Origin of the sequence: Arthrobacter sp. yr096 (assembly GCF_900108925.1) — a bacterium.
In the GTDB taxonomy this organism is placed as follows: Bacteria; Actinomycetota; Actinomycetes; order Actinomycetales; family Micrococcaceae; genus Arthrobacter.
The window spans coordinates 93,546-117,261 of record NZ_FNYI01000011.1 but is presented as its reverse complement, the minus strand read 5'-3'; the positions used below and the strand labels follow the sequence as shown (position 1 = coordinate 117,261).

Below are 23,716 nucleotides of genomic sequence, written 5' to 3'. Positions count from 1 at the left end.
CGGAGAAGTCAGGGATCAGCAACTCCACCCCGGTGCCCGGGTTCAGTTCGTGGATCTTCCGGACCGTTTCGGCGTACAACCAGACACCCTCATCGGCCAGGTCATCACGGGCCACGCCGGTCACCGTGGCGTAGCGCAGCTGCATCGCCTGGACGCTGCGGGCCACCTTGGTGGGTTCGAACATGTCCACCGGGGAGGGTTTACCGGTATCGATCTGGCAGAAATCACAGCGCCGGGTGCACTCGGACCCGCCAATCAGGAACGTCGCTTCCTTGTCTTCCCAGCACTCGAAAATGTTCGGGCACCCGGCCTCTTCACAGACCGTGTGCAGGCCTTCCTTCTTCACCAGGTTCTTGAGCTGGACAAACTCAGGACCCATCTGGACCTTGGCCTTGATCCACTCAGGCTTACGTTCAACCGGTACCGCCGAGTTACGCTGCTCAACGCGCAGCAACTTACGGCCTTCAGGTGCCAAGGTCACTGGAGTGCTCCTTCGGGTGTGGAAACGAGTGCTTGTTCATGCTTGCGGAATTCTTCCACGAAGCGGTCAACGATGTCGGCCGGATTGATGGTCCTGCCTGTTTCCAGAGTCATGGTGGTGACACTGGCGTCGGTAATCCCGCAGGCGATGATCTGTGCGTAGGGTGCCAAGTCGTTGCTGCAGTTGATGGCGACACCATGCATGGTGACGCCGTCCAGAACGCGAATGCCAATAGCCGCAATTTTGCGGTCAGGACCCTTGTCATCGGCAAGGATCCATACGCCGGCACGGCCTTTTACGGTGACAGCCTTGATGCCGTAGTCCGACATGACGGCGATCATGGTTGCCTCGAGCCGTTCAACATAATCGCGGATGCCGGCCCGGTTCTTGAGTTTGAGGATGGGATAAGCGATCAGCTGTCCGGGGCCGTGCCACGTCAGCTTCCCGCCACGATCCACCGGAACTACGGGCGTTCCGTCGAAGGGGCGCTCATGATCTTCCGTGAGTTTGCCGGCCGTATAGACGGCGGCGTGCTCCAGGAGCAAGACCGTGCTGTTCTTCTCGCCCGCAACAACCTTGTTGTGTATTTCGCGCTGCAGGTCCCAGCCCTGCATGTAATCTACGAAATCCGGGGCAAGACCCAATTGTGAAAACTCAAGAGTCATGGGTTCAAGCTTAGACCCAGCAGCAGACGCGCCATGGTTTTGTGGTGAAGCTCTCAGTCGCATCCGGCGCTGTTGCCAGGGGCGCCGGTGGGCGGGAGCCGCCTGTGGATAACTTCTGCGGCGAATCGCAAGGTCCGGTAGACCTGTTCCTATGGAAACTTTGGATACTCCCGCCCCTGTGGTTCCGGTTATTCCGGGCTATCTCGTAACGCGCCAGCTGGGCCAGGGAAGCAGCGGCACGGTGTGGCTTGCCACGAGGGACAGGGACGGGGCACGGTTCGCGATTAAGTGTGCCGGAGTTGGTGGGGCGGTGTCAGATGCGCAGGCCGGCGTGGAAATATCCCGCGAGGTACAGCTCCTGTTGGGTTTCCGGCATCAGCACCTTGTCCGGGTTCACGACGTTGTTCCTGTGGCTGGTCCGGGTGGAGCAACCAGCGGAATCGTCATGGACTATGCAGCGGGTGGCTCGTTGGCGAACCTCCTGGCCGGGCGGCGGAAACTGGGGATAGGTGAAGCAGTCACCATGTTGACTCCGATCGCGCAAGCCTTGGAGTACCTCCACGTCAACGGCGCGGTGCACGGGGATGTATCGCCGGGGAACATATTGTTCACGGCCGAGGGAATGCCTCTTTTGGCGGATCTGGGCATCGCCTCGGTATTGGGTGGCCCTTCCGGGGACACGGACAGCGGCACCCCCGGGTTCATCGAGCCCGTAAAGCTGGAGTGGCAGGCACAGCCGGGTCACGGGGTGTTGCGGCCCCAGCGTGACGTCTATTCGCTGGCTGCCGTCGGTTGGTATTGCATGACTGGAACCACTCCGGAGCCAGTGCAGCACCGCCCACCCTTGTCCCTGCTTGTTCCGGGTGTTCCACAGTCCTTGGTTGCCGCACTGGAGGCGGCCTTGGACGAGGATCCCCACATGCGGCCCTCGGCGGGGGAATTGGGAACGGCAATTTTCCGAAGTGCGGCTCCTGAGGCCTTGGACTTATCCGGTGCGGTGCACCCGTCCGTTATTCCCGAGTTACTCACACGCAGGCAGGCCCGTCGGCGTCCGCCGCTCCCCGGAACGTCGTGGATGAGGTCTCTGCGGAAGTTCCGGCCAGTCCGGCTACGATTCCTGCGCCGACAGGATGGGCGGCCCAGGTGGCAGCGAATCAGTCGGCCGACTGGAATGGCGGTCCGACTCGCCATGGCAGGGGTGCTGTTGGGGGTGGCGGGATGGATTGCCTGGCAACAATACGTGTCCGTGACGGTGGCACCGAAGCAGGAGTCGACGGCCGGCAGCGAAGCACCGTCCGGCGAGGCATCAACCAGCTCGGATTCCGCGGAGCTGCCCGTCGGATTGAGCCGGGATCTGGGATCCGCGGATCCTGCGGCGGCTGTGCGAGCGATGTCTTCCGTGCGGGACATGGCCTTTCGGCAGGGCCAGTTGGAGCTTCTGGCCCTTATTAACGCGCCAGGATCACCTGCGGCAGCGGCGGACGAGCTGGTGACCAATCACTTGAGGGAGACCGGCGCAGTATTCAGCGGATTCATCACGTCGTTGTCGGCCGTGACGGTGGAAGAGCCCTCAGCGGACGACGACGTGCTGGTAGCGGTGACTGCCTCCACCTCAGCTTATGAGGAGCGGATCCAGTCCGGTGAAATTGTCAGGACGCAGGGGGCCGGGACTCCCCGTGATCTTCGCCTGCATTTGCTTCGTTCGGACGGGCGGTGGTGGCTGTTCGAAATTCTGGCTCCCAGCGGCGCCGGGTAGCAGCCGCACCCTGGCCCGGTCGGATGAGCGGATCAGGAGTCTCCCTTAGCGTTCTGTTTCCGTGACCAGCCAGTTCATGGCATCGGACAGGGAAGGGTGCTGCCATTGAAAGCCCGCTTCGGCCAACTTGGCGGGCTCCATCTGTTGGTTGGCCAAAACGAGTTCATCGGCCAATGTGCCGAGGACCAATCTCAGGGCTGGTCGCGGCACGCGGAACGCTGCGGGCCTGTGGAAGGCCTTTGCCAGGGCAGCGACAATCGCGTTGACGTCCGCGCTTTCAGGGGCGCAGACGTTGACTGGACCCTCAAGGTCAGATGCAAGGAGGTAGGCAAGGGCGCTGGCCTCATCCGCCAACGTGATCCACGGCCAGAATTGGCGTCCGTTTCCGAAAGGCCCGCCCAGTCCTAGTTTCAACAGAGGGAGCAGCGGCCCCAGCGCCCCACCTGAAGCGCTGAGCACAACTCCGGTTCTGGGCGTAACAACCCGAACACCCGGCGGGGCTGCATGGGCGCTACGTTCCCACTCAACACACAAACTGCCGAGGACGCCGCCACCGGGGCCTGAATCCTCCCGCAGCACGCCGTCGCGGGAGGCGCCATAATAACCGGACGCCGATTGGCTGATGAAAGCCGGGGGCGGTGCGCTGAGGCTGCGCATGGCCGCCGTCAGGGTCTGGGTGGCCTGGACCCGGGAGTCCCGGAGAACCTGGATCCTCCGTTTTGTCCATGGGCGGTCTCCGATGCCGGCGCCGGACAGGTTGACAACGGCGTCTGTGGCTTCCAGTACGGCGGCGTCGAGCTCTCCCGCGGCCGGATCCCATGTCCATTCCGCGGAGTTCCTGGCTGGCCGCCGGACCAGGTGGATCACTTCATGGCCTTGGCCGGTCAGTTGCTCCGCCAACGCTGTTCCGATCATTCCCGAGGCTCCGGACATCACGATTCGCATGACCCATCTCACCATGGCGAAGGCATGCGGCGGAAACGCCTGTCGGTACCGCAATCGACGGCTGCCTCTTGACTATGATCGAACAATGACCTCCTCCAGCTACCTCCGTTTCCCGCATGTGCACGGCGATCTGGTCACTTTCGTGGCCGAAGACGACATCTGGGTCGCCCCTCTTTCCGGAGGCCGTGCCTGGCGGGTTTCCTCCCAGCAACTTCCGGCCAGGAACCCCCGGTTCACTCCGGACGGAGAGTCCCTGGTGTGGACGGCTGTTGTGGGTACGTCACCGGAGGTGGTGACGGCACAGGTCGACGGCGGCGGGTACAGGCAGCTGAGCTACTTCGGCCACAGCACTACGAAGGTCAAGGGTTTTACGCCCGCTGGAAACGTTGTGGTGACCAGTGCTTTCCAGCAAGCGGAAAGCCGCCACACGCATGCCTATAGCCTCCCCTTGGACGGTGGCGCCGCCGTCGAACTTCCCTTCGGTCCCGTGGAAGCGGTGGCTTTCGGCCCTGAGATCGGTGACGAGAAGCCCGTTGTCCTGGCCAGCGTCCTCTCCCGCGAACCCGCGTGGTGGAAGCGTTACCGTGGCGGAACGGCCGGAAAACTCTGGATCGACTCAGACGGCAACGGCGAGTTTGAGCGCTTGGTCCCTGAGCTCGACGGTAACCTGACCGATCCGCTGTGGGTCAAGGGGCGGATTGCTTTCCTTTCCGACCATGAGGGGTATGGCAACCTCTATTCGGTGCTTCCTGACGGTTCAGACCTCAGCCGCCACACGGACCACGAGGACTTCTACGTCAGGCACGCCAGCACTGACGGGAACAGGGTTATCTTCGAATCCGCCGGTGAACTCTGGGTCATTCCGTCGTTGGACGCCGATGCGGTGGCAACAAGAATCCCCATCACGTTGGGTTCTGCGTCCCCTGCGCGCCGGCCGGCACCCCTCAAAGCATCGAAGCATCTTGGCGACGTTGTTCCGAACATTGCAGGCACGGCCAGCGCAGTGGAGTCGCACGGTACCCTTCACTGGCTGCGTCACAAGGACGGACCCTCGCGGGTGGTGGAGGCTACGCCGGGTGTCCGGGCCCGCCTGCCACGCCCGCTGACGGACGGCCGGATCGCCTACGTAGCGGACCACGGGGGAGTGGAAGCTCTGTACGTCAAGCAGATCGCGTCGCCACTCTCTGCCCCCGTTGAGGCACCCAAGGCCGTAACGGAACCGTCCGCACCGGCACCGGAAGCGGACCCGCTGCCGAAGCCCGTGTCAGCCTCCAACGTGGTGGGACAGGGCAATGCTCCCGTCCAGGTTGTTTCAGAGCCTGGCCAAGCTGCCACGTCCGGGCAGTCAGCGGACACGGTAAGCGGAGTGGCAGCCGAGCCGGCCTCCACAGCAGTAGAGGACGTGGCGGATCTCCGCATTGACTTCCCGACGCCCACCCGCACGAGTGCTTTGGAAGCCAGCCCTGATGGCCGGTGGATTGCAGTTGGGACCTCGTTCGGGGACGTCTATGTGGCCGACACTTCTGCCGGAACACTGACACTGCTGGTCAGTGTTGGCGAGGGATCCATTGAGCAGCTCTCGTGGTCGAGTGACTCCCAGTGGCTTGCCTGGTCTGAACCGGTAACGTCCTTCGGGTCCCGCAGCAAGCTCCGGATTGTCCGCCCTGCTGAGCCTGGATCCGGCATCATTGATGTCACTGACGGGCGCTTCTGCGACGAATCACCACGTTTCACGCCCGACGGGAAGTTCCTGGCCTTCCTGTCCAACCGGAGCTTTGACCCCGTCTATGACGGTCACTCGTTCGATCTGTCGTTCCCCAGCCCCATCAAGCCCTACCTGGTGGCGCTGGCGGCGGACACGCCGTCACCGTTCGGGCCTTCCGTGGACTCGCTTGATGACGGACAGGTCACCTCTGCAAAGTCCGACGACGGCGACGCCCCGGCAGTGCGGGTGGACCAGGAAGGCCTGGCTCATCGGGTTATCGCCGTCCCGGTTCCCCAAGGAAACTACTCAGACCTTGCCGTTGGTGATGGCTCCCTGTTGTGGCTGGATACCGAGTTGTCCGGTGTCACCGGAGAAGGAAAGGGCACCCTCCAGGACAAGAAAACACCCCCGTCCCTGGTTCGCTATGACATTGCGAAGCGTAAGAAGTCCACGCTCGTCACCGCAGTGGATAGCTACCGCATCTCCGGCGATCTCAGCCGCATCATTTACCTCCTGGACAAACAAATCACCTCTGTTCCTGCTGACAGCAAGGTTGAGGAAGATTCAGCTGACCTCGTCAAGGTGGAGCTCAACAGGATTCGTGTCATCCTTGATCCCGTTGCTGCCTGGGGACAGGCCTTTGATGAGGCTTGGCGGCTGCAGCGTGACTTCTTCTGGACGGCCGACATGGCAGGCCAGGATTGGGAGTCGGTGTACAAGCGCTACCGCCCGATCGTGGACAGGCTCGGATCGCACGATGACCTGGTTGACCTGCTCTGGGAAATCCACGGCGAACTGGGGACGTCACACGCCTACGTGAAGCCGGCGGCCGTGACAGAGAACGGACGGAATGGTCAGGGCCGGCTGGGCGCTGAACTGCAGCTGGGTAGCAAGGGCTGGGAAATCACCAGAATCCTGGCAGGGGAGTCCTCTGACCCGTTGGCTACTTCACCTTTGACGCGACCAGGTGCGGACGCCAAGGTTGGCGACGTGCTCTTGGCGATTGACGGCGTCGGGCTTTCTGCTGCCGTGACGCCCGCGATGCAGTTGGTCGGCGCCGCTGGCCGGACCGTCGAACTGACGCTGTTGAACGGAGAAGGGCACGGGGCAGCGGCTGGAATCCAACGCCGCGTTGCCGTGGTGCCCGTTCGCGACGAGGAACGGTTGCGTTACCAGGATTGGGTCCGGGCCAACCGGCGCACAGTCCGTGAGGCGTCCGATGGCTCGTTCGGGTACCTGCATGTCCCGGACATGATGGCCAACGGATGGGCGCAGCTGCACCGGGATCTGGACACCGAAACGGCCCTTGACGGTCTGATCGTGGATGTTCGGCGCAACCGCGGCGGGCATACATCGCAACTGGTTGCTGAACTCATCGGGCGAAAGGTGACCAGTTGGAGCATGCCACGCGGCGAAAAGCCCCGGACCTACCCGGACCACGCGCCCCGCGGCCCCGTGATCATCCTTACGGACGAATTTGCCGGATCCGACGGCGACATCATCACCCAGGTCTCCAAGTTGAGGGGCATCGGCCCCGTGATCGGCACGCGGACCTGGGGCGGCGTGGTGGGCATCGACAACCGCTTTGCCCTGGCGGACGGCACCGGTGTCACGCAGCCTCGATACGCCACCTGGTTCGGCGGTGGGATTGGCTGGGATGTCGAAAACCGTGGAGTGGAGCCGGACATCGAGGTGGTGTTCCCGCCGCATGCTTACGCTGCCGGCACGGATCCGCAACTTGAGTATGGCATTGGCGCACTCAAGGAAATGATCCAGGAACTGCCTACCGACCGTCCTCCGCGCCGCGAAGGTTACCGGAAGCTTCGCCCTGCACCGCTGCCCTCCCGGCCGCAGAAGGGCTAGACGGGCCAGGTCCGGTCACAGAAGAGCCCCGCCACTTTCCTGCTGGAAAGGACGGGGCTCTTCCGCGTTAAGCCTGGGGCTAATGCTAGGAAGCCAGGGTGGCGTCCAACGTGATCTCAATGCTGGCCAGTGCTCCGGAAACAGGGCAGCCTGTCTTGGCATCCTCGGAGATGCGGCGGAAGTCCTCTTCGGAGAGACCCGGGACCTTGGCGGTCATGGTCAGGTGGCTGCCGGTGATGCCGGTGCCGGGAACGAAGGTAACGTCCGCCTTCGTGTTCACTTCTTCTGCAGTGAATCCTTCTCCGGCCAGGGCGTGGCTGAACGCCATGGAGAAGCAGGCAGAGTGTGCAGCTGCAATGAGTTCCTCGGGGCTGGTCTTGCCGCCGGACTGCTCGGTGCGGGCTTTCCACGTGACATCGAACGTGCCCAGTCCTGAGCTGTCCAGCGTCGTGTTGCCGGCGCCTTCGATGAGGTTGCCGTTCCAAACCGTGTGTGCGGTGCGTGTTGCTGCCATGTCCACTCCTTGGGGGGGGTCGTTGTAAGTCGGCAACCAGCCTTTGGCAGGTGCCACCGGGATCAATCCTAGGGACTTGCCGTCAGGACTGCACGGCCATTCCGCTGACAGTGGATTGTGACCCCTAGACTGACGAAATGGATACTCAAGAACAGTCACTTGCCGGCCATCGAACTGGGCCAAGAATCGCATCCATCATGATTAATGCCGTTGATGCAGAACGGTTGTCGCGCTTCTGGTCGGAACTGTTGGCGACGCCCGTTGCGGCAGAACATGAAGGGTTCATTTGGCTGCAGCCGTCCGAGCCTGGATTCCCCCAACTGGCGTTTCAGCAGGTGGCGGCGCCCACCGAGGGGCGTCGTCGGCTTCATTTGGACCTTCACGACGCCGATGCTGCAGCTTTGAGGCGAAAAGCTGAGGCTCTGGGTGCTTCCTTGGTTGAATCGCACGACATCGGGCACTTCTGTTGGGACGTCATGCAAGATCCCGAGGGGAACGAGTTTTGCATAGCCCAGGAGTAGCACCGCAGGGAAGACAGACAGAAGCCGTCCCATTCGTGCCGTTGGCACGTTGGGACGGCTTCTGTCAGTTCAGCTGGCAGGACCACAGGCCCGCCTGACATTAGTTCCAGAGGGTGGCGATAGCGATGTTGACCAAGGCAAGCCCGCCTACACCATGGGCCAAGCCTGTTGATACGGGTTCGCCGTTTTTGACCTTGCGCGAGCCGATGACTGCGAGGACTGCAACTGCGACGCCGATGGCGAACTTGACGCCCAGCTTGAAGTAGTTGGGATCGGCGTCAGGCAGCAGGGGGAAAAGACCCATCATTGCGATGCCCGTCAGGAGCTGAAGGAAGGCGCCGTCACGCTGGCGCGGGTGGACGGTTGGCTCCCTGAGGGTGGCGATCCAGTAGCCCACAATCATGGCTGCGCCGACGATGTGCAAGAACACCAGAATGTTGAAGAGAATACTCATGGCCCCAGCTTATCCAGTTGGTTCTACGACCCGTAGCAAAGCCACGCGTGGGTGACAAAGCCCGTGGGCGACAAAGCAAAGGAGCAGGTTGCCGGAAACCGGCAACCTGCTCCTTTGCTGTCATTCAAACGCGCTATTGGCAGTGGGTCCTAGAGACCGAGATCTGCTTCGAACGCACCCTCTTCAAGGCGGGCCTTAAGGGTCTGGAGGAAGCGACCCGCGTCCGCGCCGTCCACCAGGCGGTGGTCGTACGTGAGCGACAGGTACATCATGGAGCGGATGGCGATCGAGTCGTCGCCGTTTTCGTCAGCAACCACAACGGCGCGCTTGACGATGGCTCCCGTGCCGAGGATGCCCACCTGGGGCTGGTTGATGATCGGAGTGTCAAACAGGGCACCAACGGAGCCGATGTTGGTGATGCTGAAGGTGCCGCCGGACAGTTCGTCCGGACCGATCTTGCCGTCACGGGTGCGGCCTGCGACATCCGCGATCTTGCCGGCCAGGCCGGCGAGGTTCAGGTTGCCGGCGTCGGAGATGACGGGGACCAGGAGGCCCTTGTCGGTGTCCACGGCGATCGCCAGGTGTTCGGCGTTGTGGTAGGTGATTTCCTGCTTGGACTCGTCGTACGCAGCGTTCAGCTTGGGGTGCTGCTTCAGGGCCTCGGCAACGGCCTTGGCGATGAACGGCAGGAAGGTCAGCTTGACGCCGTTCTGGGCCTGGAACTGGTTCTTGGCCTTGAGGCGGAGTTTGGCGATCTTGGTCATGTCGACCTCGTGCACCTGGGTCAACTGAGTCGAGACCTCAAGCGATTCGCGCATGCGGCGGGCGATGACCTGACGGATGCGCGGAGCCTTCTCCGTGGTGCCACGCAGGGAGGAAGCGACCACCGGGGCAGCTGTCTTGGCAGCGGGAGCCGCGGCGGGAGCGGATGCAGCAGGAGCTGCAGCGGCCTGCTTGGCTTCGGCAGCGGCCAGAACGTCCTGCTTGCGGATGCGGCCACCGACGCCTGTGCCAGCGACGGCAGCGATGTCCACACCGTGCTGGTTTGCAAGCTTGCGGACCAGGGGAGTGACGTAGCCGGACTCCGATGCGGGGGCATCGGCAGCCGGGGCGGGAGCGGCCGGAGCGGCAGCAGCAGGAGCCGGAGCAGCAGCGGCAGGAGCCGGAGCTGCAGCGGCGGGTGCCGGGGCAGCAGGAGCCGCGGGGGCGGGGGCAGCAGCGGGTGCCGGAGCGGCAGGAGCGGCGGCAGGAGCCGGTGCAGCGGCGGGCGCGGCTGCACCGGAACCGATAACTGCCAGGACCGAGCCAACCTCAGCGGTCTCGTCCTCGCTGACGCGGATTTCCTGCAGGGTGCCGGCAACCGGGGAAGGAATCTCGGTGTCCACCTTGTCGGTGGATACCTCGAGGAGCGGCTCGTCTACCTCGACGGTGTCGCCTACGGCCTTGAGCCAGCGGGTGACGGTTCCCTCGGTGACGCTCTCACCCAACGCGGGAAGGGTTACTTCGTGGCCCTCGCCGCCGGAAGCTGCGGGAGCCTCGGCTGCCGGTGCTTCTTCAGCGGCCGGAGCGGCGGGAGCTTCCTCGGCGGGCGCGGCCTGCTCTGCGGGGGCAGCGGGTGCTTCTGCAGCCGGTGCAGCCTCGGCAGCCGGAGCGGCGGAGCCGGAACCATCGCCGATGCGGACCAAGGGGGCGCCAACTTCGGCCGTCTCGTCTTCAGCGACGAGGATTTCTTCGATGACGCCTGAGATCGGAGAAGGGATTTCGGTGTCTACTTTGTCGGTTGAAACCTCGAGCAGCGGCTCGTCGATCTCTACCCGGTCACCAACCTGCTTGAGCCAGCGGGTGACGGTTCCTTCGGTGACACTCTCACCGAGGGCGGGCAAGTTAACGGATTCAGACATGTCGTCCCCGTTCTCCTTATTGATCTTTGTGCGGATGAATTCTGCTGGTCCGGGCCGGGTGCATCCGGCAGATTCCGCTGCATGCACCCGACCCGTTTGTCTTGGGTAAAGACTTAGCCGTGGAGCGGCTTGCCCGCGAGGGCGAGGTGGGCTTCGCCCAAAGCTTCGTTCTGGGTGGGGTGGGCGTGAACCAGCTGGGCCACGTCCTCCGGGTATGCTTCCCAGTTCACGATCAGTTGTGCTTCACCGATCTGTTCACCGATGCGTGAACCGATCATGTGAATGCCCACTACGGGGCCGTCCTTCTGGCGAACGAGCTTGACGATGCCACCGGTACCGAGGATGGAGCTCTTGCCGTTGCCGGCAAGGTTGTATTCCTGGGTCTGTACTTGGTCGTCGCCGAACTTCTCCTTGGCGGCCTTTTCGGTGTAACCGACCGTGGCGATTTCAGGCTCGCAGTAGGTCACCTTGGGGATGTTGATGTCCTCGACGATGGCCGGGTTCAGGCCGGCGATTTCCTCGGCCACGAAGATGCCCTGCTGGTAGCCACGGTGTGCGAGCTGGACGCCGGGGACGATGTCGCCCACAGCGTAGATGTTGCCAACGCCCGTGTGGAGGCGCTCGTTGGTGATAACGAAGCCACGGTCAATGGTGATGCCGGCTTCTTCGTAGCCCAGGTTGGCGGTGACGGGACCGCGGCCCACAGCTACGAGCAGGAGATCGGCCTCGAATGTCTGGCCGTCAACCAAAGTGACCTTGACGCCGTCGTCGTTCTGTTCCACGCCCTGGAAGAAGATGCCGGTGGTGAACTTGATTCCGCGCTTCTTGAAGGCACGCTCGAGGTTCTTGACGATCGAAGCGTCCTCGTTGGGAACCAAAGAGGGGAGGCCTTCGATGATGGTGACATCCACGCCAAAGGACTTCCACACCGAGGCGAACTCGACGCCGATGACGCCGCCGCCGAGCACGATGGCGCTCTTGGGGATGTAATCCATGGTGAGGGCCTGGTCAGAGGTGATGACCTTGCCGCCGATTTCCAGCCCGGGGAGGGATCGCGAGTAGGAACCCGTTGCCAGGACAATGTTCTTGCCCGTGTAAGCGGTGCCGTTCACGACGACGGTGTTGTTGCCCTGGAGCTTGCCTTCACCCTCGATGACGGTGATGCCCTTGGACTTGATGAGTCCTTGGAGGCCCTTGAACTTGCCGGCGATGATGCCGTCCTTGTACGCGTTCACTGCCGGCATGTCGATGCTGTCCAGCGTGACGTTCACGCCGTACTTGGCGGAATCGCGTGCATGGTCGGCCAGTTCAGCCGAGTGCAGGAGGGCCTTGGTGGGGATACAACCGTTGTGCAGGCAGGTTCCGCCGAGCTTTGCCTTTTCCACAAGGCCAACGGTGAACCCAAGCTGTACGGCCCGCAGGGCAGTGGCGTAGCCGCCGCTGCCGCCACCGAGTACCAGGATGTCGAATTCTTGCGCAGTTGCCTGATCGGCCACTAAAACGCTCCCTCGCGTGAATGATGACACGGGACTGCGTGCCATCTGGTCTTTGGAACTTGTTCTGCCGTGATTATGCCAGCACCTAAGTTCTCTTGCATTTGTGACTATCGAGTTCACCTTAGCGAACCACCTACCCATGCTCCACCCTCTGCGGGCGTTTGTGGAGCGCTTGTGTCGAGACTCACGTTCACTTGTGACACAGCGCTACACGCCGCATAATTCCGGGGTTGTGCGGGCCCTGCAGAGTCTTCCGCGGGGCCCGCACAGCCGGGAGGGCGTGGGGGTGACGCCTAGGCGGAAACTGCCAGAAGGTCCTCGGCATAGGCAACCAGGGTGCGGACAGTGCATCCGGTTCCCTGCTTGGGGGTGTAGCCGTAGGGGCTGCCGTTGTTGAAGGATGGGCCGGCAATATCGACGTGTGCCCACGGGATCTGTTGGCCGTCGCCATTCTTGCCAACAAATTCGCGTAGGAACACCGCAGCGGTCATCATGCCGCCGTTGCGTTCACCGATGTTGGCAAGGTCCGCCACCTGCGAGTCAATGCTGGGGCGAAGTTCCTCCGGCAACGGCATTGGCCAGACCAACTCTCCGGCACGATCCGCGGCGGATTTCAGGGCCGCCGTCACGGAATCGGAACCCATGACGCCGGCCGTGCGGAGACCCAGGGCGATCAACTGCGCACCCGTCAGGGTTGCGACATCGATGATGGCATCAGGTGCTTCCAGGCTGGCGGCCACGATGCCATCGGCCATCACCAGGCGGCCTTCGGCGTCGGTGTTGAGGACTTCCACCGTCTTGCCGCCGTAGACGGTGAGGACGTCTGCCGGCCGCTGCGCGGCACCCGAGGGCATGTTCTCCGCAATGCAGAGCCACGCCGTCGCCTTGATGGGCAGGCCCAACGAGGCGATGGCCAGAACGGCGTTCAGTACGACGGCGGCGCCCGCCATATCGCTCTTCATGTCACCCATGCCGAGGGCCGGCTTAATGGAAATGCCGCCGGTGTCGAACGTGATGCCTTTGCCAACCAGGGCAATTTTCTTGGTGGCCTTTGCGGGTGCATATTCGACCTTGACCAGTCGCGGCTGGCGGGTGGAACCCTTACCTACGCCGAGGATGCCTCCGAAACCTTCCTTTTCCAGGCGCTTCTCATCCCAGACGGTGACCTTAACGGGAAGGCCCTTGGCGAGTTCCTTGGCGGATTCAGCGAACGATTCCGGGTAAAGGTGGCTGGGAGGCTGGTTAACCAGCGTCCGCGTGGCATTAACCGCACGGGCCAGCACAAGTGCCCTGTCCAGTGCAGGCTGCGCCGCTTTGGCATCGACATCGGTGAAAATCAGGGCTTTGGCGACGGGCGCCTTGAGGCCGTCCTTGCTGGAGCGGTGCTCTGTGTAGGAGTAGGCCCCGAACGCGGCGCCTTCGGAAACGGCCGCGACCTCGGCGACAGACGTCGTCGGGAATGCCAGGGTGGCGGAGGAAACGCCGGCAAGCTGGCGAACCGCGGATCCAGCGGCCCGACGCAGCGCCTCTTCGGTGAGGATGCCGGCATCGGACAGTTTGCCTACTCCCGCAAGAACCAAAATTCCGGAGCCCGTCTCCGGCAGTCCGGGCAGTCGGTGTACCTGGTCTGCAGCACCGGTGATCCCCAAAAGCCGCAGGGAGGCCGACACTGACTCGGCTGCCTTTGCGCTCAAAGGATTCGAGAGCAGCACCGGCCCGTCAGTGCCTTGTGCAACTCCAATCACCAGCGCGTCGCTGGGGGACTTTTTCAGGTCCTTGGCGATGATGCCCAGGATGATGTCAGTAGTCTTGACCACGAGGATGTGTCCTCACTTCTCTCTGCATTGCATGGCGGGGCCGCATGTTTGGCGGCCTGCCCCGGTACGCGCCCGACGTCCTCTTGCGACGGCGGCCTTGGTCTTCAGGGCCGCCGGGGCGGCCCTTTTCGATCGTAGTCTCTTGAGCGCTGCGGACAGCAATTAAATGAGAGCTGCCGCACATCCGGGGCAGGAATGCCTGTTGGATGTGCAGCGTTGTAACGATTAATAGAGTCCCTCAGCCCAACGCTGGTGCCCGAAAGCGCCAGATAGCTGGTGCTCCGGGACCTTCCCGAACTTTGTCATTGCGAAAGGAACATGCCGTGTTTGAACGGATATCCGGCTCCCTCCTGGACCCCGAATCGCTGTACGCGCGAAACATCGAGACCTTCCACAGCCCGGAGTTGCGTGGACTGAATATGGTCATGGGATTCACGGGCTTTGCCGACGCCGGTCATGTGGTTCGGCAGATCAATGCTGAACTGCTGGACGAACTGGACGCCGAGGTCGTCGCCATGTTCGACGCCGACCAGCTGATCGACTACCGCTCGCGCCGTCCCCACATCAGCTTCGTGGAGGACCACCTGCAGGACTATCAGGCACCCAAGCTCGGCTTGTACAAGCTGAACGATGGTCTGGGACAACCATTCCTTTTGCTTGCCGGCTTCGAGCCCGATCTCCAGTGGGAGCGTTTCTCGAGGGCCGTCATCGGGATTGTGGAAATGCTGGACGTCAATCTGGTGACGTGGATCCATTCCATTCCCATGCCGGTTCCGCATACACGGCCCGTGGGCGTGACTGTTCACGGCAACCGCCCCGAACTCATCGAGGGCATTTCCAGTTGGAAGCCCACGGTGGATGTTCCTGCCGCCATTGGTCACATTCTTGAACTTCGGCTCACGGAAGCAGAGCGCAACGTGGCAGGCTACGTGATCCACGTGCCTCATTATCTTTCCGAAGCCGAGTATCCGCCGGCAGCTGTAGCCGGTCTGGAGTACCTGGGTGCGGCCACGTCCCTGATGTTGCCCACGGACCGTCTCCGCGAAGCGGGCCGTGAGGTGGGGCGCCAGATCGCCGAACAAATCGAAGCCTCTGAAGAAGTGCAGGCGGTGGTCACCAATCTTGAGACCCGTTATGACGAGAAATCCGAAGGCGTCGTTCGTCGCTCCCTGCTGGCTGATGAGAATGATGAGCTGCCCAACGCAGAGGACCTCGGGGCTGCCGTCGAAGCGTACCTGGCACGTAAAGACTCGCCTCAATAAATCATCTTTGATCGGACCAGAGGCATAATTGGGGGGTGAATGCTCCCCGCGCCTGGCTCATCTGGACGATCGGCGTGTTCGCCTACCTGGTGGCTGTGGCGCAACGGACCTCGTTTGGTGTCGCTGGCTTGGAGGCTACTGAGCGCTTCCACGCAAGCGCTGCCGCCATCTCCTTCTTTACGGTGCTCCAACTTCTGGTTTACGCCGGTTTGCAAATACCTGTCGGAGTGCTGGTGGACAGGTTCGGTTCCCGCGCCATGGTGGCCGGCGGAGCAGTGCTGATGGGTTTGGGCCAGCTGCAACTGGCTTTTGCGGACAGCGTGCCCGGCGGTGTCCTGGGCCGTGTCCTTGTGGGCGCCGGCGACGCCATGACGTTTATCTCCGTGATCCGGCTCGTCCCTTTGTGGTTTGCGCCGGCCAAAGTTCCGTTGGTTACGCAGCTCACCGGCATGTGCGGCCAACTTGGTCAACTCTTCAGCGTGGTTCCCTTCGCGCTGCTCCTTCATTCAGCCGGGTGGACGCCGGCCTTCCTGACGTTGGCGGCGATGTCCGTGGTGGCCATCGTCCTGGTCCTCGCACTGCTGCGGGATGCGCCGCCAGGGCACCCGCCCAAGGAAACCGGCCAAGGCCTCCGGGCGACGGGTGTGTCGCTGTCGCGGGCATGGAAACAGCCGGGTACCCGGCTGGGGCTGTGGAGCCACTTCACTGTCCAGTTCAGCGGGAACCTTTTTGCGATGACTTGGGGCTATCCCTTCCTGTTGTCAGCGCAGGGACTCGACGCCGGGACGGTATCGGCTTTAATGGCGTTGTTCGTGGCTACGGCAATTGTCGCGGGTCCTGGCTTCGGGCGCTTTGTGTCAAAGCACCCCATGCGGAGATCTGCCATGGTTCTGCTCATCACCCTCGCCACGGCGTTGGCGTGGGCGGCGGTGCTCCTTCTCCCCGAGCGTGCTCCGCTGTGGCTACTGGTGATCCTTGTGGTGGTACTGGCTGTAGGCGGGCCAGGATCAATGATCGGCTTTGACTTTGCCCGCACGTTCAATCCCTCGCACCGGATCGGCACGGCAACCGGCATTGTTAACGTCGGTGGCTTCATTGCTGCGCTGGTGGCGATTTACCTCATTGGCCTGGTGCTGGACCTCTTGAACGCCAGCGGCTTCTCTGACGGAGATTTGTACGGCCTTGCACCTTTCCGTATCGCCCTGAGTGTCCAGTTTGTCCTCCTTGCCCTCGGCACAGTTCTCATTCTGGTGACGAGACGTAAAGTGCGGCGGCAGATGGCCGCACAGGGTATCCACGTGGCTCCGCTCGTGGCGACCCTTGCCAGACAACGCCGGGAACGGATCGAGCGGCGCCGTGCATCGCGTTCGGATGAGGCAGATGAACAGCAGAACAGCCATTAGCGGCTTCGGTTCCACCTGCTTTTCCACATAGGCAAGGTGTTATCTGTTTCCTCTGCCTCGACTTGAGCAGGCTGGAGGCATGACCACCAATCGAACGTTGAGCATCCACCAGCCCGAAGACATCCTTGGCTACATACCGCACATGCTGGGGTACTGGCCTGAAGACAGCCTCGTGGCGATCACCATGCAAGGGAATGTACTGGGTGCCACACTTCGCGTGGACCTGCCGTCCGACCGATCCCGTCGAGCGTTGGCAGGCTTCGCAGACCTGATCCGTAGTTACCTGATCGCCGACGAAGACGCCAATGGTGTGGTTCTTGCCGTCTACACGGACGCCGGATGGGCCGATGGCAGAGTAGTGGGCATGTCTGCTCCGATGCTGGACGCTCTGCAGCTGAGTTTGCAGGAGGTAGGTCTCCCGGTTCGGGATGCGTTCCTGATTGGCCCTGAATACTGGCGTGGCGCGTATTGCTCCGATGAAAGCTGCTGTCCAGCCCCGGGACTTCCTGTTGAGCGCATCAAGAACAGCCGGCTCAGTGCGGAACTGGTGTTCAGGGGAAGTGCGATCGGGCCATCGCCGCGAAGCGGATTGGGTAACCCGTTGCTGGCGAGGCAGGGGGCACTGGATCCCTTGGTGCTGGCAGCTGAGTCCCGCTACGCGGAACTCCTGAGAGGCAGATGGCGCAGCGAGGCTTGCTTGGACGCCGTGCTGGCCGTGTGGATGCACGTGATGCAAGGATGCAGCCAAAGCCAGCCTGCGCAGCTGGCAGCCGATGCCGGGCTCGTGGGATTCCTCAGATATACGTTGACGGTCACTAGCTGGCGGGATGCCGTCGTGGTGATGGCAGGTGCAGGTATTGAATCGGCGAAATTGGGGGCGGGGGCCTTCGGCCTGTTCGTCGAAGATGACGAGGATGGCCTTCCCTTCGACCCTGGCGATTTCGGCTTACCTTTCGCCGGAGTAACGCCACCCGCTGAAACATTGGGTGATTCGGGCGGGATGGGAAACGTCTTTGGATATGGGGAGGTCTTGCTGGGAATGAAGCCGGACAAGCCGTCATGGGGCCACCTCGATGCCTTGGCCCGCATACTTTCCAGGCTGTGTGTGGTGGACGAAAAAGGCGAGGTGGCCGCGGCGGCTTTGACTCTTCAAGGGTGGATCTCGTGGTGCAAGGGGAGCGGATCCATTGCCCATGGTTGTCTTAGCCGGGCACAACTGGCCTTTCCGGGATACAGGCTGGCGGAACTCCTGATGGAAGTCATGGGGCAGGGTGCCATTTGTGGGTGGGCGCGGCGGTCCGGTTCCGCCTGGCGGGGCTCGGAGGGTGCCAACGCCTAGTCGTTGCGGATTCATCAGGCGTGTGTTTCGCAAAACCGTGAGACAATGGATGCCGAGACCCGGTTGGGTCCGCGTTCGAATGCCTGTATTGCCCCGGAATCCGGGAACAATACAGTGTCGTCGGGAGTTCTACATAGTGACTCTGCAGACGGCGATCGCATTTGAAATTGATCGCGGACTTGACAGGGTCATAGTGGTGTTGCCCGTATGGTGATTCCACAGACCGCCGCTAGAAAGGTTTTCTGTGACCCCGTCTTCCGTCGAGAAGGAACCCGCCGCCCAGGCCGAACTGTCCGCTGAGGAAAAGAAGGCGGCCACATCGGCAAAGCGCGCTGCGACACGTGCTGCCAACAAGGCTTCAGAGGGTAACTCTGACAAGCCGGCACCAAAGAAGCGTGGACCCAAGCCCGGCGCGAAGGCCGCCGCTGAAGCCGCGAACAACTCCTCTGGCTCCGATTCCGATGAAGCCAGTGCCGAAGATGAAGACTTTGATCCCGCAGCCGCGGAGGAAGTCGAAGTCGGAGAAGATGACGCCGAGGATGGTGCGGTTGCCGCCAAGGAGAAGGCCGCGCCTTCCGGTTCGGGGTTCGTCTACTCGGACGCCGATGACGACGACGCCCCTGTACAGCAGGTCATGTCGGCTGGAGCTACCGCAGACCCCGTCAAGGATTACCTGAAGCAGATCGGCAAGGTTGCCCTGCTGAACGCAGAGCAGGAAGTCGATCTGGCGCTCCGAATCGAAGCCGGCCTCTTCGCTGAGGAAAAGATCAATGCTGACGACGGATCCATGGATCCCAAGCTCAAGCGTGAGCTTGAGTTCGTCATCCACGACGGCAAGCGTGCCAAGAACCACCTCCTCGAGGCCAACCTGCGACTCGTGGTTTCCCTGGCCAAGCGCTACACGGGCCGCGGCATGCTCTTCCTGGACTTGATCCAGGAAGGTAACCTTGGCCTGATCCGTGCAGTGGAGAAGTTCGATTACACCAAGGGCTTCAAGTTCTCCACCTACGCCACGTGGTGGATCCGCCAGGCAATCACCCGTGCCATGGCCGACCAAGCGCGCACCATCCGTATCCCGGTACACATGGTGGAAGTCATCAACAAACTGGCCCGTGTCCAGCGCCAGATGCTTCAGGACCTCGGCCGCGAACCTACGCCGGAAGAATTGGCCCTGGAACTGGACATGACGCCTGAAAAGGTCGTCGAGGTTCAGAAGTACGGCCGCGAGCCGATTTCGCTCCACACTCCTCTTGGCGAGGACGGCGACTCCGAGTTCGGTGACCTTATTGAGGACTCGGAAGCAGTTGTCCCGGCTGACGCCGTCAGCTTCACGCTCCTGCAGGAGCAGCTGCACTCCGTCCTGGATACGTTGTCCGAGCGCGAAGCTGGAGTTGTTGCCATGCGCTTCGGCCTGACTGACGGCCAGCCGAAGACTTTAGACGAAATCGGCAAGGTCTACGGAGTAACGCGTGAGCGCATCCGTCAGATCGAATCCAAAACCATGTCCAAGCTGCGGCACCCGTCCCGCTCCCAGGTCCTCCGGGACTACTTGGACTAAAAATTCCAGCAATACGCAAGCGGCCCGGTCGAATCCTCGACTGGGCCGCTTTTTTTGGCTGGACCGCTTAGTTTGAAGAGGCCGCATTGTTAGGCTCGAGCTCGGAGCAGCACAAGCCCTCTTAACGTAAGGAGGCTCCTCCCGTTGGGGAGGAGCCTCATCACCTGTTCAAAGTAGTTTCCGGACTGAGTCGGATTTGCCCTGCCTCGCCGGAGTGCCCTGCCTAGTCGACGGGGACGGGAGCCTTCTCGTTGAGGCGCTCGGTCTCATCGTGCCAGTCAGAAGTCATGGGCCGAAGCGTAGCTTCAACTGCACGTGCGTGGTGGCCGCAGAAGAGCAGCTCACCGCCGGAGGACTCGAGTACAACGCGGACGTACGCCTGGGCTCCGCAACGATCACAGCGGTCAGCTGCGTTCAGCGTGCGGTCTGCAACTGCTGTTGTCATGTCGGCCTCCTTAGTAGTTCTGTACATCCATATAACCAGCATTCGACGCAGATCCATGGCAAGGATGGGTCACTTTCGCTGTCCGCGTATCACATGTACGTAACGTAACCATGGAGCCTGGGCTTGCCCGGGAGTGGCAACCCGTGCGGGGAGGCCTCCGCGGCTAGCCTAGTATGGGCAGTGTTTGCCTTGAATTGCCAGCAGAATCACGGCTGGGAAGCACCCTGAGATATACCCCCGAAGGAGCACACCGCGAGTGGCACCGAGTTCTGAATACAACGCCCGGCATCTTTCTGTCCTTGAGGGCCTGGAAGCCGTCCGCAAGCGCCCGGGCATGTACATCGGCTCCACCGATTCCCGTGGCCTCATGCACTGCTTGTGGGAAATCATCGACAACGCGGTGGACGAGGCCCTGGCGGGCTTTGGCCATGACATCAAGGTGATCCTGCATGCCGACAACTCAGTGGAAATCCACGACGACGGGCGTGGCATCCCTGTGGACGTTGAACCCAAAACCGGCCTGTCCGGCGTCGAGGTTGTGTTCACCAAGCTGCATGCCGGCGGCAAGTTCGGCGGCGGTTCCTATACCGCGTCGGGTGGTTTGCACGGTGTGGGCGCATCGGTAGTCAACGCGTTGTCCAGCCGCCTGGACGTCCAGGTGGATCGTGGCAGCAAGACCTACCAGATGTCCTTCCGCCGGGGCGAGCCAGGACGATTCGTGGACTCAGGGTCCAAGCCGGGCCCGGATGCACCCTTTGAGCCTTTTGTTGAAAATTCGGTGCTGGATATTGTGGGGAAGGCGAAGCGCGGCGTCACCGGAACCCGGGTGCGCTACTGGGCTGACCGGCAGATTTTCACTCCGGATGCCAAATTCTCCTATGACGATCTCGCATCCCGGGCACGCCAGACGTCCTTCCTTGTCCCGGGCCTGAAGATCACTGTCCGCGATGAGCGAAAGTTGGCCGGAACGCCGGGCGAGAATGGGGCCCACGAGGAAGTCTTCCACCACGACGGCGGCATCAGCGAGTTCGTCGAATTCCTGGCTGCTGACGCGGGCGTAACGGACGTCTGGCGCCTTCACGGTTCGGGGAAGTTCAAGGAGACCGTCCCGGTGCTCGACGAGAATGGGCACAGCAAGATCGCCGAAGTGGAGCGGGATTGCGAGGTGGACATTGCTTTGCGGTGGGGCATTGGCTACGAAACCACCATGCGAAGCTTCGTTAACATCATCGCCACGCCCAAGGGCGGCACTCATCAATCGGGCTTTGAGGCCGCGTTGCTGAAAACCTTCCGCAAGGCCGTGGAGACGAATGCCCGCAAGCTCAAAGCCGGCAACGACAAAGTGGAGAAGGACGACATCCTTGCCGGGCTGACGGCTGTATTGACGGTCCGTTTGGCTGAGCCGCAATTCGAGGGACAGACCAAGGAGATCCTGGGTACGTCCGCGGTCCGTGCCATCGTGGCCAAGGTGGTTGAAAAGGAAATCACCGCACGTCTCACATCGGCCAACCGCAACGACAAAGCACAGTCCGCGCTCCTGTTGGAGAAGATGGTCAGCGAGATGAAGTCGCGCATCTCGGCCCGTGTGCACAAGGAGACCCAGCGGCGCAAGAACGCCCTGGAAACCTCGTCGATGCCCACCAAGCTGGCCGACTGCCGCACCGACGACGTCGCCCGCTCGGAACTGTTCATCGTTGAAGGTGACTCCGCGCTGGGGACGGCAAAGCTGGCCCGCTCTTCCGATTTCCAGGCGCTGCTTCCCATTCGCGGCAAGATCCTTAATGTCCAGAAGGCGTCCGTGGGGGACATGCTCTCCAACGCAGAATGTGCGGCGCTGATCCAGGTGGTGGGTGCGGGTTCCGGACGCAGCTTCGATATTGATGCAGCCCGCTACGGCAAGGTGATCCTCATGACAGACGCCGACGTGGACGGCGCGCACATCCGTACGCTGCTGCTGACGCTGTTCTTCCGTTACATGCGTCCCATGGTGGAAGCGGGGCGCGTCTTTGCGGCGGTCCCGCCTCTGCACCGAGTGGAAGTGATCAACCCGGGCCAGAAGGCCAATGAGATGATCTACACCTACTCCGAGGCCGAGCTCCACGTCCTGCTGGCAAACCTTGCCAAAGAGGGGAAGCGCTACAAGGAGCCCATCCAGCGTTACAAGGGCTTGGGGGAAATGGACGCACAGCAGCTTGCTGAAACCACTATGGATCCGCGCCATCGGACGCTCCGGAAGGTGGGCATTGAAAGTGCCCAGCGTGCCGAAGAAGTGTTCGACCTCTTGATGGGTTCTGACGTGGCACCGCGCAAGGAGTTCATTATTGCCGGCGCGGCCACTCTGGACCGGGAACGCATCGACGCCTAGTTCTTGGGAGGAACCGGAGTTGCCTCACTCGCTGGATGATCGGTGCGGGAGGATGGGGCGGCAGTTGCCGCCGCCCCCACCAGCAACGCCAAAGCGCCGAGTCCCCACGGCAGTCCCGCGGCAACGGCAACTCCGCCCACCAGGAGGGGTCCGCCGGCGTCGCCGAGTTCCCGCCCCAATTCGGCCGAGCCCATGGTCCGGCCGAGTCGTTCCGCCGGCGTCGAATCCGCGAGGTGGGCAAAGGCCAGGGGTGTGGCCACGCCGATGCCCAGTCCGATGAGGACAGCGGCACAATAGATCCAGCCGGCTCCCGGGAGGAAGCCTGCCATTAGTGTTCCGACTGCAACGGAGAGCAAGCCGGCTACCATGCCGGGCTTGTCGGCCAGCGCTCCACGGTCCCGTAAAGCACCCACGCGGGGCTGCACGAGCGACGACGCGACGGCCAAGACGGTAACCACGGCAACGCTCCCCGCCGTGCCCAGGCCCTCGCGTGCTGCCAACGCGGGAAGGAAGCCAACTGCGGCGCCCAACGCTCCGGTAGCTGCGGCCAGCACCAGGGTGGGCCCAAGGAACGAGCGTTCCGTGCTTTGCCTCCATACGTCCGCGATGGTGTACCGGGGCCGGGGGAGCGGTTCCAGGCGTGGCACTGAAAAGGTGGTCCACACGGCAACGCCCAGCCCCAGGGCGGACAGGATGCCGAACAGGAAGCCGAAGCCACCGCTCAAGATCGCCAAGGCTCCCAGCAAGGGGCCAATCGCGTAGCCAAGTCCTTTCCACGAGCCGTAACGTCCGAAGTAGTGACCGGTCTTTGTCCCGGCGAGTCGGGCAACGCTTGCGGACGACGCCGGAGAGAAAGCCGAGGCTGCCATCCCCTGCCCCAGACGCGCTGCGGCCAGCAGGGCGGGTTGATCTGCCCAGAGGCCAATGAGGGAGGCAGCTGAGAACGCGAGGAGCCCGCCCACGATGACCGGTTTCGGTCCAATGCGGTCCGAGAGTGCACCGAACACGGGCTTGAGGAATACTTCTGCGATGTCGTACAGGGCCAACAGGATTCCCAGGACCAGGAGGCTCAACCCGATGTCGGCGCTCTCGGCACCGAGACCAGCGGCGACGGCATGGGCGCCGAAGGCTGTGGTGAACCCGGCCGCGTAGAGCGGCCATCGTTGGCCGGCGGCAGGGCGTACGGGCGGGGGAGTTTCGGGTGTGGTCACGCTTCCCAATGTAAC

At 62.4% G+C, this 23,716-nt stretch carries 18 protein-coding genes; 8 read left to right on the top strand and 10 right to left on the bottom strand.

The window, feature by feature from the left end; all coding sequences use genetic code 11:
• Both BMY91_RS21050 and lipB read right to left on the bottom strand, forming a co-directional pair.
• The coding region (locus BMY91_RS21050) for a lipoyl synthase (protein ID WP_143054090.1) at positions 1 to 481 on the bottom strand (481 nt) is incomplete at its 3' end.
• Positions 478 to 1,146: a lipoyl(octanoyl) transferase LipB gene (gene lipB / locus BMY91_RS21045; RefSeq protein WP_090825496.1), complete on the bottom strand. Its 669-nt coding sequence runs from the start codon at positions 1,144 to 1,146 to the stop codon at positions 478 to 480. The genes BMY91_RS21050 and lipB, both read right to left, overlap by 4 nt.
• 151 nt (positions 1,147 to 1,297) lie before the next feature.
• Here lipB and BMY91_RS21040 point away from each other — a divergent pair, with 151 nt between their 5' ends.
• Positions 1,298 to 2,902, top strand: coding sequence for a serine/threonine protein kinase (locus tag BMY91_RS21040; RefSeq protein WP_090825494.1), 1,605 nt, complete (start codon positions 1,298 to 1,300; stop codon positions 2,900 to 2,902).
• A 45-nt stretch (positions 2,903 to 2,947) separates the two neighbouring features.
• Here BMY91_RS21040 and BMY91_RS21035 read toward each other — a convergent pair whose 3' ends face one another.
• Positions 2,948 to 3,847, bottom strand: coding sequence for a TIGR01777 family oxidoreductase (locus BMY91_RS21035; RefSeq protein ID WP_090825492.1), 900 nt, complete (start codon positions 3,845 to 3,847; stop codon positions 2,948 to 2,950).
• A gap of 85 nt (positions 3,848 to 3,932) precedes the next feature.
• On the opposite strand from BMY91_RS21035, the gene BMY91_RS21030 reads away from it, so the two are divergent.
• Positions 3,933 to 7,415 carry a S41 family peptidase gene (locus BMY91_RS21030; protein ID WP_090825490.1) on the top strand — a complete coding sequence of 1,161 codons (3,483 nt, stop codon included), beginning with the start codon at positions 3,933 to 3,935 and terminating at the stop codon, positions 7,413 to 7,415.
• Between the two features lie 85 nt (positions 7,416 to 7,500).
• Here the strand turns inward: BMY91_RS21030 and BMY91_RS21025 are convergent, their stop codons facing one another.
• Positions 7,501 to 7,929: an OsmC family protein gene (locus tag BMY91_RS21025; RefSeq protein ID WP_090825488.1), complete on the bottom strand. Its 429-nt coding sequence runs from the start codon at positions 7,927 to 7,929 to the stop codon at positions 7,501 to 7,503.
• A 137-nt stretch (positions 7,930 to 8,066) separates the two neighbouring features.
• Here BMY91_RS21025 and BMY91_RS21020 point away from each other — a divergent pair, with 137 nt between their 5' ends.
• Positions 8,067 to 8,450, top strand: a complete 384-nt coding sequence (locus BMY91_RS21020; protein WP_090825486.1) for a VOC family protein — start codon at positions 8,067 to 8,069, stop codon at positions 8,448 to 8,450.
• A 100-nt stretch (positions 8,451 to 8,550) separates the two neighbouring features.
• Here BMY91_RS21020 and BMY91_RS21015 read toward each other — a convergent pair whose 3' ends face one another.
• The 4 genes from BMY91_RS21015 to BMY91_RS21000 form a co-directional block, all read right to left on the bottom strand.
• Positions 8,551 to 8,904 (bottom strand): hypothetical protein, encoded by a 354-nt coding sequence (locus BMY91_RS21015; protein WP_090825484.1) that lies wholly within the window; start codon positions 8,902 to 8,904, stop codon positions 8,551 to 8,553.
• Between the two features lie 149 nt (positions 8,905 to 9,053).
• Positions 9,054 to 10,805: a 2-oxoglutarate dehydrogenase, E2 component, dihydrolipoamide succinyltransferase gene (gene sucB / locus BMY91_RS21010; protein WP_090825482.1), complete on the bottom strand. Its 1,752-nt coding sequence runs from the start codon at positions 10,803 to 10,805 to the stop codon at positions 9,054 to 9,056.
• 113 nt (positions 10,806 to 10,918) lie between these two features.
• Positions 10,919 to 12,301, bottom strand: coding sequence for a dihydrolipoyl dehydrogenase (gene lpdA, locus BMY91_RS21005; protein WP_090825481.1), 1,383 nt, complete (start codon positions 12,299 to 12,301; stop codon positions 10,919 to 10,921).
• A 293-nt stretch (positions 12,302 to 12,594) separates the two neighbouring features.
• Positions 12,595 to 14,118: a leucyl aminopeptidase gene (locus BMY91_RS21000; RefSeq protein WP_090825479.1), complete on the bottom strand. Its 1,524-nt coding sequence runs from the start codon at positions 14,116 to 14,118 to the stop codon at positions 12,595 to 12,597.
• A gap of 323 nt (positions 14,119 to 14,441) precedes the next feature.
• Between BMY91_RS21000 and BMY91_RS20995 the strand changes: the two genes are divergently transcribed.
• The 4 genes from BMY91_RS20995 to BMY91_RS20980 all read left to right on the top strand — a co-directional run bounded on the left by BMY91_RS20995 (position 14,442) and on the right by BMY91_RS20980 (position 19,680).
• On the top strand, positions 14,442 to 15,380 hold the full coding sequence (locus BMY91_RS20995; RefSeq protein WP_090825477.1) for a proteasome assembly chaperone family protein: 939 nt from the start codon (positions 14,442 to 14,444) through the stop codon (positions 15,378 to 15,380).
• A gap of 35 nt (positions 15,381 to 15,415) precedes the next feature.
• Positions 15,416 to 16,783 (top strand): MFS transporter, encoded by a 1,368-nt coding sequence (locus BMY91_RS20990; RefSeq protein WP_090825475.1) that lies wholly within the window; start codon positions 15,416 to 15,418, stop codon positions 16,781 to 16,783.
• Positions 16,784 to 16,862: 79 nt separating this feature from the next.
• The gene (locus BMY91_RS20985) at positions 16,863 to 18,122 is read left to right on the top strand and encodes a DUF4192 domain-containing protein (RefSeq protein WP_090825473.1); all 1,260 of its coding nucleotides are present in this window, start codon (positions 16,863 to 16,865) and stop codon (positions 18,120 to 18,122) included.
• 244 nt (positions 18,123 to 18,366) lie between these two features.
• Positions 18,367 to 19,680: an RNA polymerase sigma factor gene (locus tag BMY91_RS20980; RefSeq protein WP_090825471.1), complete on the top strand. Its 1,314-nt coding sequence runs from the start codon at positions 18,367 to 18,369 to the stop codon at positions 19,678 to 19,680.
• Between the two features lie 223 nt (positions 19,681 to 19,903).
• Here the strand turns inward: BMY91_RS20980 and BMY91_RS20975 are convergent, their stop codons facing one another.
• Positions 19,904 to 20,125 carry a DUF7455 domain-containing protein gene (locus BMY91_RS20975; protein ID WP_018778705.1) on the bottom strand — a complete coding sequence of 74 codons (222 nt, stop codon included), beginning with the start codon at positions 20,123 to 20,125 and terminating at the stop codon, positions 19,904 to 19,906.
• 256 nt (positions 20,126 to 20,381) lie between these two features.
• On the opposite strand from BMY91_RS20975, the gene BMY91_RS20970 reads away from it, so the two are divergent.
• Entirely contained in the window at positions 20,382 to 22,490 is a 2,109-nt protein-coding gene (locus BMY91_RS20970) for a DNA gyrase/topoisomerase IV subunit B (RefSeq protein ID WP_090825469.1), read from the top strand.
• On the opposite strand, the gene BMY91_RS20965 is transcribed toward BMY91_RS20970, so the two are convergent.
• Positions 22,487 to 23,701 carry an MFS transporter gene (locus BMY91_RS20965; protein WP_256212856.1) on the bottom strand — a complete coding sequence of 405 codons (1,215 nt, stop codon included), beginning with the start codon at positions 23,699 to 23,701 and terminating at the stop codon, positions 22,487 to 22,489. The two genes, BMY91_RS20970 and BMY91_RS20965, sit on opposite strands and share 4 nt — an antisense overlap.
• Positions 23,702 to 23,716 lie beyond the last annotated feature (15 nt).